General features: G+C 29.5%; 12 protein-coding genes and 2 tRNA genes. 7 read left to right on the top strand and 7 right to left on the bottom strand.

Translation table 11 applies throughout. The features are described from left to right. The 3 genes from hemE to ruvC all read left to right on the top strand — a co-directional run bounded on the left by hemE (position 1) and on the right by ruvC (position 2,398). The gene (gene hemE / locus PVA18_RS00005) at positions 1 to 1,005 is read left to right on the top strand and encodes a uroporphyrinogen decarboxylase (protein WP_045805250.1); all 1,005 of its coding nucleotides are present in this window, start codon (positions 1 to 3) and stop codon (positions 1,003 to 1,005) included. A gap of 96 nt (positions 1,006 to 1,101) precedes the next feature. Beyond that, positions 1,102 to 1,926, top strand: coding sequence for a cytochrome c oxidase subunit 3 (locus PVA18_RS00010; RefSeq protein WP_045805249.1), 825 nt, complete (start codon positions 1,102 to 1,104; stop codon positions 1,924 to 1,926). Between the two features lies 1 nt (position 1,927). Beyond that, positions 1,928 to 2,398: a crossover junction endodeoxyribonuclease RuvC gene (gene ruvC, locus PVA18_RS00015; RefSeq protein ID WP_045805248.1), complete on the top strand. Its 471-nt coding sequence runs from the start codon at positions 1,928 to 1,930 to the stop codon at positions 2,396 to 2,398. Here the strand turns inward: ruvC and plsY are convergent. Further along, a complete protein-coding gene (plsY, locus tag PVA18_RS00020; protein WP_045805247.1) occupies positions 2,395 to 2,985 on the bottom strand; it encodes a glycerol-3-phosphate 1-O-acyltransferase PlsY in 591 nt (196 codons plus the stop codon). The genes ruvC and plsY overlap by 4 nt on opposite strands. 93 nt (positions 2,986 to 3,078) lie before the next feature. Between plsY and nadC the strand changes: the two genes are divergently transcribed. Further along, on the top strand, positions 3,079 to 3,918 hold the full coding sequence (gene nadC, locus PVA18_RS00025) for a carboxylating nicotinate-nucleotide diphosphorylase (protein ID WP_045805246.1): 840 nt from the start codon (positions 3,079 to 3,081) through the stop codon (positions 3,916 to 3,918). A gap of 48 nt (positions 3,919 to 3,966) precedes the next feature. Here nadC and dnaJ read toward each other — a convergent pair whose 3' ends face one another. From dnaJ to PVA18_RS00040, 3 genes are all read right to left on the bottom strand, one after another. Continuing rightward, entirely contained in the window at positions 3,967 to 5,109 is a 1,143-nt protein-coding gene (dnaJ, locus tag PVA18_RS00030) for a molecular chaperone DnaJ (RefSeq protein ID WP_045805245.1), read from the bottom strand. A gap of 62 nt (positions 5,110 to 5,171) precedes the next feature. Beyond that, positions 5,172 to 7,283 (bottom strand): glycine--tRNA ligase subunit beta, encoded by a 2,112-nt coding sequence (glyS, locus tag PVA18_RS00035; RefSeq protein ID WP_045805244.1) that lies wholly within the window; start codon positions 7,281 to 7,283, stop codon positions 5,172 to 5,174. 15 nt (positions 7,284 to 7,298) lie between these two features. Further along, entirely contained in the window at positions 7,299 to 8,141 is an 843-nt protein-coding gene (locus PVA18_RS00040) for a glycine--tRNA ligase subunit alpha (protein ID WP_082058926.1), read from the bottom strand. A 249-nt stretch (positions 8,142 to 8,390) separates the two neighbouring features. On the opposite strand from PVA18_RS00040, the gene PVA18_RS00045 reads away from it, so the two are divergent. Both PVA18_RS00045 and PVA18_RS00050 read left to right on the top strand, forming a co-directional pair. Then, a tRNA-Gln gene (locus PVA18_RS00045) sits at positions 8,391 to 8,462 on the top strand. A gap of 32 nt (positions 8,463 to 8,494) precedes the next feature. Continuing rightward, complete coding sequence (locus PVA18_RS00050) at positions 8,495 to 9,055, top strand: hypothetical protein (RefSeq protein WP_045805243.1); 561 nt, start codon at positions 8,495 to 8,497, stop codon at positions 9,053 to 9,055. Here PVA18_RS00050 and PVA18_RS00055 read toward each other — a convergent pair. Next, positions 9,052 to 10,224 (bottom strand): FAD-dependent monooxygenase, encoded by a 1,173-nt coding sequence (locus PVA18_RS00055; protein ID WP_052692839.1) that lies wholly within the window; start codon positions 10,222 to 10,224, stop codon positions 9,052 to 9,054. The two genes, PVA18_RS00050 and PVA18_RS00055, sit on opposite strands and share 4 nt — an antisense overlap. Before the next feature lie 71 nt (positions 10,225 to 10,295). Beyond that, positions 10,296 to 10,372, bottom strand: a tRNA-Arg gene (locus PVA18_RS00060). A 445-nt stretch (positions 10,373 to 10,817) separates the two neighbouring features. On the opposite strand from PVA18_RS00060, the gene metK reads away from it, so the two are divergent. After that, a complete protein-coding gene (gene metK / locus PVA18_RS00065) occupies positions 10,818 to 11,999 on the top strand; it encodes a methionine adenosyltransferase (RefSeq protein WP_045805241.1) in 1,182 nt (393 codons plus the stop codon). Positions 12,000 to 12,348: 349 nt separating this feature from the next. Here the strand turns inward: metK and PVA18_RS00070 are convergent, their stop codons facing one another. After that, complete coding sequence (locus PVA18_RS00070; RefSeq protein WP_045805240.1) at positions 12,349 to 13,359, bottom strand: aspartate-semialdehyde dehydrogenase; 1,011 nt, start codon at positions 13,357 to 13,359, stop codon at positions 12,349 to 12,351. Positions 13,360 to 13,366 lie beyond the last annotated feature (7 nt).

Consider the following 13,366-nt stretch of genomic DNA (forward strand, 5'->3'; position numbering starts at 1 on the left):
ATGTTGAGAACTATAACAAGCAGATCCAAGCAAAAGAAGGTGCCAATCTGGTTCATGCGGCAAGCTGGAAGGTACCTACCAGAGTACCATGAAGTAACAAAAAACACGGGAAGCTTTCTAGAACTATGCTATACACCAGAACTAGTAAAAGAGGTTACATTACAGCCGATAAAAAGGTTCGGCTTGGACGCAGCAATAATATTTTCAGATATACTAGTAATTCCAGACGCCCTAGGTTGCAGAGTGAGATTTACAAAAGAAGATGGACCCAAACTACAGTCAATATCAAGCTATGAAGAAATAAACATCCCAGAAGGAGCAGTATTGGACCATCTTAAAAATGTTTTTAAAGGTATAGAAGAAGTTAAAAGGTCACTACAGAAGGATATACCATTAATAGGATTTGCAGGAGCACCCTGGACTATAGCATCTTACATGATAGGAAGGGATAAAAACTTTTCAAAGATAAGAGAAATGTGTTACTCACAAGGCAGGAATCTAGAAAAAATCATAGAAAAAACTACAGAAGTTACAATCTCATATTTAAAACAACAAATAGAAAGTGGCGTAGATATAATACAAATCTTTGACAGTAATGCAGGAATTGTGTCAGCTAGCGAATTCAAAAAGTGGATAATAGATCCCACAAAGAAAATAGTATCATCTATACGTGAATCTTACCCAGAATTTCCAATTATAGGTTTTCCAAAGGGTGCAGGAATAATGTATAAACAATTTTCAGAGGAAACAAAAGTGTCAGTTACAAGTATTGATTACAACATTCCAATATCTTGGGCAAAAAATAATATTCCATCAATATTGCAGGGAAATATAGATCCATACTTGGTAGCGTACGATAAAGATAAAGCAGTATCTCAAACAAGGGATTTAATCAACACAATGAAAGATGAACCATTTATATTCAATTTAGGACATGGAATCATTCCAAGCACTCCTATAGCCAATATCGAAGCACTAATAGAAATAGTAAGATCTGGTATTTAATACATTTTTAAAAGTAACATCTTAAAATATGAGCTTGACAATCTACCACTTTAACTATAGAAAAATAAGAAACAAATAGTCTTTAAGGATGCTGTAATGAAAGGGAAACTACATGATTATCATTTAGTAAGTCCCAGTCCATGGCCGCTGTTGTTTTCACTTACAATATTGATAACAGCATTAGGGGCAGTAGGAACAATACACGGCTTACACATCGGTAAGCTTACACTTATACTCGGTATACCTTCTGTTAGTATAATTTTGTATAAGTGGTGGAAAGACATAGTTACGGAAGCAATTAAAGACAATTGTCATACTGAAATTGTAAAAAAAGGACTCAGATTAGCTATGGCTGCTCTCATCCTTTCAGAAACAATGTTTTTTTTTGGTTTCTTTTGGTCATTTTTTAAAGCTTGGCTATTTCCTGTACATATATTTGATAATCTAGTACCAAGTAAACCCGTAGCCTGGCCTCCAGATGGCATTACTAGACTTGATCCTTGGTCTATGCCTTTGTTAAACACTGTTATTCTTTTATTGTCTGGGTGTACGTTAACTTGGTCCCATCACTCTCTAATAAACAACGATAATAAAAATACAGTAAGGATGTTGGGAGTAACTATAGTACTTGGTATCATATTTTCTATGTTTCAAGCTATAGAATATCTACACACAGGATTTTCTTTTCGTGAAACCGGAGAAAAAGCCATATATTCTTCAAACTTTTACATGATAACAGGATTCCATGGACTGCATGTAATAGTTGGCACGATATTTTTAGCTATATGTTGGTTTCGGGTTAAGAAAAATCAGTTATCTCCAGAAAATCATATAGGTTTTGAATGTGCAGCATGGTACTGGCATTTCGTTGATGTTATATGGTTGTTGCTGTTTGTTTTCTTGTATTGGATAAGTTCATAATATGAAGATAATAGGCCTTGATCCTGGCTTAAACTGTACAGGGTGGGGTGTGTTGTCTATTGATAAAGATATACAATTAATAGATAAAGGTGTTATTATAACCAATAGAAAGGAAACTACTAGTCAAAGATTAAACAAAATACATGTAGATCTTCTCAGAATTCTTAAACTGCACAGCGCAGACAGCGCATCTATGGAAGAGGTTTTTGTAAATAAGAATCCTAAATCTTCAATATCACTATGTTATGCAAGAGGTATTTTGTTGTTAACTCTGAACATTATAAATATACCAGTGTTTGAATATTCAACAAATCACGTAAAAAAGTCAGTTACAGGAAACGGTCACGCTAAAAAAGAGCAAGTGCATTTTATGGTAGAAAAGATTCTAAATATTAAATGTTTAGGTGCCTATGATATTTCTGATGCAATAGCTGTTGCTTTATGTCATGCTTATTCTAGAAAGAATTTTTAATGTTGTTCTATATTTATCTTGTCCTCTTTTCCAGTTAATATTCGTATTATATTTTCAGTGTGTTGTGTTATGATTAACAGTGTTATAGTTAAAAGAATTATGGTATCACTTGCTGTATAATATATATACACCAGTAACATTACGGAAATTGTTGACATAATAGACGATAATGATGAGTACTTAAACTTTATAAAAAATATAATCCAACATAATAAAAAACATATAGTAAACCTATATTCAATAAATACCATTGATCCTAAAAAAGTTGATATACCTTTACCACCTTTAAATAATAGCCATATAGGGAACATGTGTCCTATTATAGAAAACATAGCAGACATCAGAACAAATGTTTGGTCTGAGCTATAATTACTAGCCAACAAGACGACTATAAATCCTTTTGTTGCATCCAGGAATAGAGTTAATGCAGCTAATTTTTTGTTTTTTCTAAAGACATTTGTCGCTCCTATATTACCTGACCCTATTTTTCTAATATCACCTAACCCTCCTATGTAAGACAATATTAAACCAAATGGTACAGATCCTATTAAATATGATAACATTAGTATAGTGATATAGGTGTTCATAATATATTACAATAAACTTACATTAGAAATAATATAGGATTTTCATATTACTTCAATGTTGTTATAATATAAGACACAAAGTACGTAACGGTTATGAAAATTTTATTTTCAGATATTATACACAGTGCATTAAAAGAAGACTTAGGAGAAAAAGGCGATATAACTACTAATAGTATATTGATGAACGAAAAAGTAAATTTTACTATAAATGCAAGGGAAAATTTAGTAGTTTGTGGAATTCCTATATTGGAAGAAATTTTTAATATGAATGAAGAATATATAAAATATAAAATCCATAAGAGGGATGGGGATATAATAGAAAAGAATAGTACTTTAGTGAGCGGAGAAGCATTAGCAGTACACTTAATGTCTATTGAAAGAGTTATTTTAAATTTTATCCAGCATGCTTCTGGTATAGCATCAATTACTAAACAATTTGTTGATGAGATATCTGATACGAAGGCTAAAATTCGCAGCACTAGAAAGACTACCCCTGGATTAAGAATGTTGGATAAGTACTCTGTATATGTAGGAGGTGGTGAAAATTACAGAAATAGTTTATACGATGGTGTACTTATAAAAGATAACCATATAGCTAGTTGTGGAAGCATAACTTTAGCTATACAAAGACTTAGAATGAATTTAAAAGATGAGTATATTGCTATTGAATGTGATAATATATCTCAGGTTAAGGAATCACTATGTAATAATGTAGATATGATCTTACTGGACAATATGAGTATTAATGAAATAAAAGAAGCAGTAGATATAGTTAATGGAAAAGCAGTTTTAGAAGTTTCAGGATGTGTAAATATAACGAATGTTAGAAGCATTGCACTAACAGGAGTGGATTACATTTCTATTGGTTGTATAACTAATTCTTTTAAGAACAAAGATATAGGTCTTGACATTGAATACAACAACAAGAACTAGATTAGTAAAATTCAAACATTATGTATGTTTTCTATAAACAATTAAGACTTAGTTTGATCTTATATCTTTCCAGAAACTTTTTACTTTTTGGAAAAAACCTGTCGACTGAGGATTGCAATCTACATTAGGTTCATCATCAAATTTTTGTAACAATTCTTTCTGTTGTTTTGTTAACCTTACAGGAGTTTCTACAGTTATCTGTATATACATATCTCCTCTTTTAGATGAATTTACAGTTGACATTCCTTTTTCCTTTAGCCTTAACTTATCTCCATTTTGTGATCCTTCTGGTACTTTTACTTTTGTCCATGTTCCATCTATAGACGGCATCTCTATATATCCACCTAATGCAGCAAGTGTCATTTTTATAGGTACATTACAATAAAGATCAGCTCCATTTCGTGTGAAAAACTTGTGTTTTTGTATATTAGGATAAACATACAAATCTCCACTTCTTGCACCTCTATAACCTGCTTCTCCTTTCCCGTTTAATCTAATCTTATTACCACTTTCTACTCCTTTTGGAATGGTAACGAGCAGATTAACTTCATCTCTTGCACGACCACTTCCAGAACACTTTTTGCACTTATTTTGTATTATCTCTCCCTCTCCATTACATACATGGCATGTTCTTTCTATTGTAAAAAATCCTTGTTGTGTTCTAACGTTACCTACACCATGACACGTACTGCATTGTACGGACTTTGCTGATCCTTCACTTCCGGAGCCACTACAGCTTGAACATTTTATGTAAGTAACATAACTGATAGGTACCTTCTTACCATTGAATGAATCTTCTAGAGTTATTTCTATATCAAACCTTAAGTCTGATCCTACAGCACCACCATCATGTCTTCTAGATGGTCCTCTTCCTCCTCTAAATCCTCCACCGAAAAGGTCATTAAATATGTCAGAAAAATCACCAGAAAAACCACTGTTAAAATCAAATCCACCTCTCCCGGAATTGTCAAAAGCATTGTGTCCATATTTATCATATGCTGCTCTTTTGTTTTGATCTATAAGAACATCGTAAGCTTCTGATAATTCTTTGAACTTTTCTTCTGCCTCTTTATTACCAGGATTTTTGTCAGGGTGGTACTTTAGTGCCATTTTCCTATAAGCTTTTTTTATCTCTTCTGGTGTTGCACTCTTACTTACACCTAACAGATCATAATAGTCGCTTTTGCTCATACCAATTCTTCTTTATAAGTATCAGATAAAATATTTATATACGATTTAAAAAAATTCAAGACTTACCTGTATGTATTTTTAATCTTACTAAAATCTGTAACTAAGTCAAAGATATAAAAGGCATTTTTAACAATAGAAAACCTATTTTTACATAAATCATTATTTTCTTGATTATTTACCTTCACATTATCCATAAAATTATTTACACAACAACTCAAATTATAGAGGTTGTCTAACGATTCTTCAAATTTGTTGTCTTTTATCAACTTTTTTATGTTGTTTTTTTGATAAATTATTTCTTTATACAAATCAATTTCTTCTTTTTCTACAAATAATCTTTTATTGCATTTGTTACTTTTTATACTATTGGGAATGTCTTCCTTTGTAATTATATTACATATTCTTTTATATGCTTTTATTATTTCAGCTCCATTTTTAGTAAAAATATAATCATTAAGAAATTCAGCTTCTTTTTTTATCAACAACAAATTATTAAATTTTCTGCTTTCAATTACAGCATTTATTATATCTTCTCTAATACCGTTTTCTTTTAATATAATTTTGAATCTATTTGAACAAAACTCTATTACAGAGGAAATAATATCCTTTTTTCTATTTGTTCTTGATATTACATCCTTAATTTTATCAATAGCAGTTTTTTCCATTATTGCGAATGAGTATAACGATACGGATTTTTCTATTAAAAGTTTTATTGGTATATTAAGATTATTTTCTACTATTATTCTAATAATTGATATAGCCATCCTTCTGATAGAAAAAGGATCACGAGAACTAGTGACTTGTTCTCCTGCTACTATCATTCCAACTAAACTATCTATTTTGTCAGATATGGATACGGCCATTGCTATAGGAGAAGAAGGACATTCTTTTTGTGAACTTGTTGGTTCATAGTGACTAACTATGGATTCTGATATTTCTAATGGTTCATTAAAATAAGAAGCATAATATCCTCCTATAACTCCTTGTAGTTCTGGAAATTCTTTTACAGCTAATGTTGATAAATCAAATTTAGATAACTTTGCTGCTCTTTCTACTTTTATTAATGAAGAATGAGGTATCCATATTGAAATGTACTTTGATAACGCTGTAATACGATTCACTTTTTCAAAGACAGAACCAAGTTTTGCATGAAATACTATTTGTTTTAACTTTTCTATATAGTAATCAACATCATATTCTTTATCTTTTTTTATTAGAAAACTTGCATCTACTAATCTGGCGTTTAGTACATTATTGTGTCCTCTTATTATATTATCATTTGATATACTAGATATTGTAATAAAATTTGTGATTTTATCTTCTGTAAAAACAGCTAAGTATTTTTGATGATTGTGCATTACACTCAATATTAGTTCTTTTGGTAATTCAGAAAATTTTTCATCCACTGATCCCATTATAACTACTGGATATTCTAAAGTCCCATTTAATTTATTAATTAGCTTTTGATTACTTTCACATGTTAAATTACTTTTTTCAGTTAGATTTTTTATTTGGTTCAATAAAAAATTCATTCTTTCTTCTTGACATAAAATTACATAGTTGTGTTTCAACTGTGAAATATAAGAGTTAAAATCTGTAACTTCAAAAAAATCTTTATTTATAAGCTTATTACCACATGATTTGTTATTTGCTTCCATATCAGCAAACTTTACTGGTAATACTTTCCCATCTAGTATGCACATTAAATTTAATATAGGACGAACCCAATATGTTTTTTTACTTCCCCATCTCATTTTTTTATCCCACGGAAAGTTGTTTAACATATTTTCTATAGTTAATAAAATTATATGTTCTGTACTTGTTTCTACGCTATCACTAAGTTCAGCATAATAAAAATTATCATTACCAATTTTGCAAACTATAAGATCACTTAACTTTTTATCAACTTTTTTTAAAAAGCCTTCTATTGCAGTTTTATTTGCTGATATCCGTGGTCCTTTTATTTTTAATGTGTTGTTGGATGAATTATTTACTATATTTTTTACATATAGAGTTAATCTATTTGGAGTTACAAATACCTTCATTACTTCAAAGCTAATACTATGACGACTTAATTCTTTTTTTATATAAGAATTCATGTATGCATATGCACTACTCTGCATCTCAGGAGGTATTTCTTCTGATAAGCATTCAAATAATAGTTCTAAAGGCATGTCGTTTTACTTATTTTAATGACACTGAGTATATAAGCTACAACATAAATTTGCAAGTTTACGTACACGTAGTATATAAGATGAACGTTCATTAACTCCAATAACTCCACGAGATTCAAGTAAATTAAGAATATGACTGGCTTTTGTGCAAATATCATATGCTGCTAATGGCAGCTTTTTTTCTATTAATGAAATACATATTTGTTCAGCATCATTAAATTGCTTAAAGAGAATATCTACATCGTAATAATCTAAAGCTAATTTAGAAAATTCATATTCACGTTGTTTAAATATATCACCATAAGTTGTTCCATGGTCATCCCATAGTATTCTATATATATTGTCAACATTTTGAATTATCATTGCTATTCTTTCTAAGCCGTATGCAATTTCTCCTGGAACCAAAGTACACTCAATACCACCTACTTGCTGCATATAAGTAAATTGAGTTATTTCCATACCGTTACAGGTAACTTCCCATCCTAGACCCCAAGCACCAATACTCGGATTTTCCCAATCATCTTCTATGAATTTTATATCGTGAGTCTTGATAGATATTCCTATTTTTTCTAAGCTTTTTAAGTAATCTGATTGTAAATCTGTATTAGATGGCTTTATTAGTACTTGATACTGATGGTGCTGATACAAACGATTTGGGTTATCACCATACCTTCCATCACATGGTCTAATAACAGGCTGAACATAAGCTAACTTCGAAGGCTTTTTTGATATGGCTGTCATTGAAGTTGCTGGATGAAGAGTTGCTGCTCCTAGCTCAGAAGTGTAGGGATGAAATATAGTACATCCATATTCTTCCCAATAATCTTGTAAGTTTCTTATTATACTTTGAAAGTTCACAAAATATATAACCAATCCTAATTATCCCTATTATAGAAGAATAATAGGAAATTACACAAGGTTTATTTTTTTATATATTATTAATTTTTTTATTAAACGTATAATTTATTTATTAAATATAAAAATTATATACTAGTATATTTATTTTAAATAGCTTGATTTTTTCTTGCATTTTTGTTCTATCAGTATAATCTTTGTTAATCATGAGGTAAGATTTGCTAATTACTATATATTTGTCTTTTGTATAGATGGGATGTCGCCAAGTGGTAAGGCAACGGTTTTTGATACCGTCATTCGAAGGTTCGAGTCCTTCCATCCCAGCCGTTGTTTAAGTAATTTTTCATACTAGCCTTATGTTTTTTTATAGATACATGTTATTCTCCTTTTTATTAAGAAGAGTAAAGAATCTTGTAGTTAATCTGCTGTTTTTTACAATATTTCTTTATTTTTCTTCTCTTATTTTTATAGCTATGAAAGAAGGAATTAGTGTTGCTTTTTCATATAAAGATCCTAAAAGTGTTGCTATTTACACTTATAAGTATTTAAAGTGGTGTTATTATAATTCTGATTTATTAACTTACTCTATATATTTTAAAGCAGGTGTATCATTAGCTATACCTTTTTGGTTTTATTTGAAGATTTCTAAAATTAATTGGAGTGAATTTTTTACGTGTCTATTTGAATATATATTTTCTATGTTCAAAAAAGATACTTATGATGATAAAAACTTGGAATTTCATGGTGAAAATAATATTTATTTAAAAAAAAATGATTATCGTGAAGAGCTTTATAGAATAAAAAGAAATGCAATGATAGAAATAGAAGAATCAATAAATAAAATGACTTCAGAAATTTTATGTATAAAAAATAAAAAGAATAGTGAGAATTATGATAACATAACTGACAAAAATTAATTTAATTTTCCTATTCCCATAGCATGTTTTATCATATAGCTTTTGATGGTTTCTGAATTTTGAACTATGAATAATCCAGCCCTTCTTACAATTTTTGCTACGCAAGATTTCCTAGAAAATATTCCATTTATACATGTAGTTAAAACTGCCATAGATAAATTGTCAAAATATCTATCGTAGGAAAAATTTTTTAATATGTAATCACTACCTATATCTATACCATATTGTTTTGCTGATTTTATGTTATTTACTAGTTTTTCAATATCTCTTATGCCTAAATTTAATCCCTGACCTGCGATAGGATGGATAGAATGTGCTGCATCCCCTATCAATACTAATCTGTTTTTGTATAAACATTTAGCAAACATTAAATGTAAAGGAAAACACTTTATTTCACTATCTAATCTTATGTCATTTAAGTATGGAGCACATTTTTTTTCTAATTCTGCCATAAAATCTTGTTTACTCAGCTTCATAAACATTTCACTAATGTGGGTTTTGTTTGTCCAAACTATAGAAGACTTATATCCATCATACATAGGTAATATTGCAAATGGTCCCCCGTGAAAAAAATGCTCTATAGCTAAATTATTATGGTTGTTTGTATGTTTTACATTACAAATAATACTGCTTTGAGAGTAATCATGATTAATGGATGGTATATCAAATATTTGTCTTAGGTTTGAATTTTTACCTTCAGCGGATATTAATAATGACGTTACTAATGTTGTGTTATTAGTTAATTCTATTATTACTAAGTCATTTGTGATATTTACTGAATTATATGTGCATTCTGAATATAAATTTATTTTTTTTATATGATCTTTAAAGGCATCGCATAGGAATTTACTTTCTACAATATAACCCATAGGGTTATCACTTACAGATTTATAATCATAATTTGTGAATACTGAACTGTCTTCATCTTTTATTAAAATATCTAATATAGGACAATGTTCTTTTATATTGTTCCATATATTAAACTTATCTAGTATTTCTTGAGATTTTCTTGATAGAGCAAATACTCTGTCTTTTGGTATTGATGATAAAATTTTGTTTTTATCTATTAAAGCTATAGAGACAGAAAGCTGATTTAATGCTATTGCTGTGATTATTCCATTTATTCCTGCTCCTGAAATAACTACATCGTAGTATTTGCTATTGCTAATATTCATTAAAGATCACGCAAAAGATATAAAAAATGTTTTAACAATAAAAAATTAGATAATTATTAATGTTATGGTGTGTCCGAAGGGATTCGAACCCCTGACCTACAGCTTAGAAGGCTGATGCTCTATCCAGCTGAGCTACGGACACATTATAACTATAAAATGTTACTTTAATTAACATATTTGTCAAGCTTAGAGGTTTTTTGATAATTATAGAAGTTATGTGCATCTGTAAATTTGTATAGATGTTTTACTAAAGCATAAGAGATTTAGTTTCTGTAATATAAGCTATAGGTTTATCAATTTTATAATTATAATGTGTAAATATTGATCTGTATTTATCTATTAAAATATCTATAGAATCTCATGTGACCATAATGTAGCACTTTTATATTGTTCTGTATATTAAGATTATCTTCTATGTTTTATTTAACGATTGGGAATTATTTTTATATAGATTTATATTTTTTAGCTAGTGTAAAGTATATATATTATTATGAACTTTAGGATAATGTATTAAAAGTTGGATATTATGTATTGTTTAGTTATTTAAGATTTGGTACTATAAAAATCCTTGGTTTTACGTTTTTAACATGTTTTATTATCAAAATTGTTCGTCTGAGTACATTATAACTAGCGAATCTGTTTCTAATGGACATCCTGATAAAGTTGCTGATCAGATATCTGATGCTATACTTGATTATTATATGTCATTAAATCCACTTGTACATGCTGCTATAGAAACTTTAGTAACAAAAAACAAGGTAATAATTAGCGGTGAAATCTGTGGAGTTAATGTTAATAAATATGATGTAGAATGTATAACTCGTCAAGTTATAGAAGAAATAGGATATGAACAGGATGGATTTCATTGGAAATATGTTGTTATTGAAATTTTGATACATGAACAGTCTCCTGATATTGTTATTGGAGTAAGCTCTGGTAAAAATCAAGGTGCTGGTGATCAAGGTATAGTATATGGGTATGCAATAAATGAAACTGAAACTTTTATGCCTGCACCAATTTTTTATTCTCATTTAATTTTAAAAAATATTGTTTCTGCAGTAAAAAATTTTGAAATACCAAATCTTGGTCCCGACGCAAAGACACAAGTCACATTGTTATATAAAGATAATATTCCTATTAAAGCATCTAATATTGTACTTTCTATACAGCATTCTGAAGATTTTTCACAAAGTCAAATAAGAGATATTGTATATTCTTATGTTGAGAAATCCTTACCAGAAGGATGGATGTGTCCTGATAGTGATTTTTTAGTTAATCCAACAGGTAGATTTGTTATAGGTGGTCCAGTTGGTGATTGTGGTTTGACTGGTCGTAAGGTTATGATAGATACATATGGAGGACATATACCTCATGGTGGTGGAGCTTTTTCTGGAAAAGATCCAAGTAAGATAGATAGATCTGCTGCTTATATGGCTCGTTATTTAGCAAAAAATATTGTTTCTGCTAAATTAGCTAATCAGTGTTTAGTTCAGTTATCGTATGCTATTGGTATTTCCCATCCTATTTCATTTTGTGTAAATACCTTTGGTAGTGGTTTTGTCAGTGATGATGTAATAAAAAATTTTATACAAAATAATGTAGATTTATCTCCTTATGGAATTTGTAAGCACTTAATGTTGCTTCATCCTATTTATAAAGTTACATCTTGTTATGGACATTTTGGGAGAGTGCCTGATAAAAATGGAAGCTTCTCTTGGGAAAGAGAAGATTTTGCTTTAAAATTGAGAAATGAATTTCGTATTATATAAATATTCTTTGCGCTAAATTTGTCATTGGTAGTACAATAAAAAGTTTATGTAAATGTAGATTTATCTCCTTGTGGAATTTGTAAGCACTTAATATTGTTTCATCCTACTATTTATAAAGTTATATCTATTTTATATTTAGTTTTAAGAAGTATAAACATCTACTTCTTAATATTTAATAATGCGAATATTAATTGGTGAAAATAAATTTGTTACTTCAGATGATGGTTACTCAATTGTATAATGATTAAAGAGGCAAGCTTACTTGTATATATGAAAGATAAGTAATATAAATCTAAACATGTGTTGTACAGTGTTACATATTTATAATGGTTCTAAGTAAAAGATCTTTTTAGAGATAATCTTTTACAAGTATTTCTGCTATTTGTACTGCATTTAATGCTGCACCTTTTCTTAAATTATCACTTACTAGCCACATGTTAAGGCCATGTTTTACTGTGTTGTCTTTTCTTAATCTTGATACGTAGACCTCATCTTCATGTACACTATCTAGTGGCGTTGCATATCCACCATCTTTCCTTCTATCAAGTATTACAATTCCTGGAGCATTTTCTAATGCTTCATAAGCTTCTTCTTCTGAAATCTCAGAGAAAAATTCAACGTTTAATGATTCAGAATGTGATACAAATACTGGAACTCTAACACATGTTGCACTTACTTCTATGTTATGATCTAGTATTTTTTTTGTTTCCACAGCCATTTTCCATTCTTCTTTTGTTGAGCCATCTTCCATGAAGACATCTATATGTGGAATACAATTGAAAGCTATTCTTTTTGTAAATTGTTTAGGAGCAATACTTTGATTCATAAACGTACCTTTAGTCTGTGAATAAAGTTCATCCATTGCAGATTTTCCTGCACCAGAGACTGATTGATACGTTGATACTACAACTCTCTTTATTTTTGATATTTTATGTAATGGATTTAAGGCTAAAAGCATTTGTATTGTAGAACAATTCGGATTAGCAATAATATTATGTTTATGATACTGGGCTATATCTTCTGAGTTAATTTCTGGAATTACTAGTGGAATTTCATCTTCCATACGAAATAAAGAAGTATTATCTATAACTATACATCCTTTATTTGCTGCTATTCGTGCATATTGCTCTGATACTGAAGATCCAGCTGAAAAAATTGCTATATTTGTATCAGTAAAATCATAACTATCCAAATCTTGAGCTTCTAATACCTTATCTCCATAGCTTAACTTTTTTCCTATAGATTTTTTTGATGCTAGTGCTACAATTTCCTTTGTTGGGAATGACCTACTTGCTAAAATGTTTAAGGCAACTCTACCTACGTTTCCTGTAGCTCCTACTATTGCTATTTTACAACTCATGGTTTTT

Origin of the sequence: Ehrlichia muris subsp. eauclairensis, from assembly GCF_051097115.1 — a bacterium.
Classification (GTDB): domain Bacteria; phylum Pseudomonadota; class Alphaproteobacteria; order Rickettsiales; family Anaplasmataceae; genus Ehrlichia; species Ehrlichia muris.

Excerpts from the sequence above, each read along its gene's own strand:
- PVA18_RS00050 (WP_045805243.1), top strand. The coding sequence starts at position 8,495 with ATGTTTTTTTATAGATACATGTTATTCTCCTTTTTATTAAGAAGAGTA.
- nadC (WP_045805246.1), top strand. The coding sequence starts at position 3,079 with ATGAAAATTTTATTTTCAGATATTATACACAGTGCATTAAAAGAAGAC.
- PVA18_RS00070 (WP_045805240.1), bottom strand. The coding sequence starts at position 13,359 with ATGAGTTGTAAAATAGCAATAGTAGGAGCTACAGGAAACGTAGGTAGA.
- hemE (WP_045805250.1), top strand. The coding sequence starts at position 1 with ATGTTGAGAACTATAACAAGCAGATCCAAGCAAAAGAAGGTGCCAATC.
- plsY (WP_045805247.1), bottom strand. The coding sequence starts at position 2,985 with ATGAACACCTATATCACTATACTAATGTTATCATATTTAATAGGATCT.
- dnaJ (WP_045805245.1), bottom strand. The coding sequence starts at position 5,109 with ATGAGCAAAAGCGACTATTATGATCTGTTAGGTGTAAGTAAGAGTGCA.
- metK (WP_045805241.1), top strand. The coding sequence starts at position 10,818 with ATGTTTTATTATCAAAATTGTTCGTCTGAGTACATTATAACTAGCGAA.
- ruvC (WP_045805248.1), top strand. The coding sequence starts at position 1,928 with ATGAAGATAATAGGCCTTGATCCTGGCTTAAACTGTACAGGGTGGGGT.
- glyS (WP_045805244.1), bottom strand. The coding sequence starts at position 7,283 with ATGCCTTTAGAACTATTATTTGAATGCTTATCAGAAGAAATACCTCCT.
- PVA18_RS00010 (WP_045805249.1), top strand. The coding sequence starts at position 1,102 with ATGAAAGGGAAACTACATGATTATCATTTAGTAAGTCCCAGTCCATGG.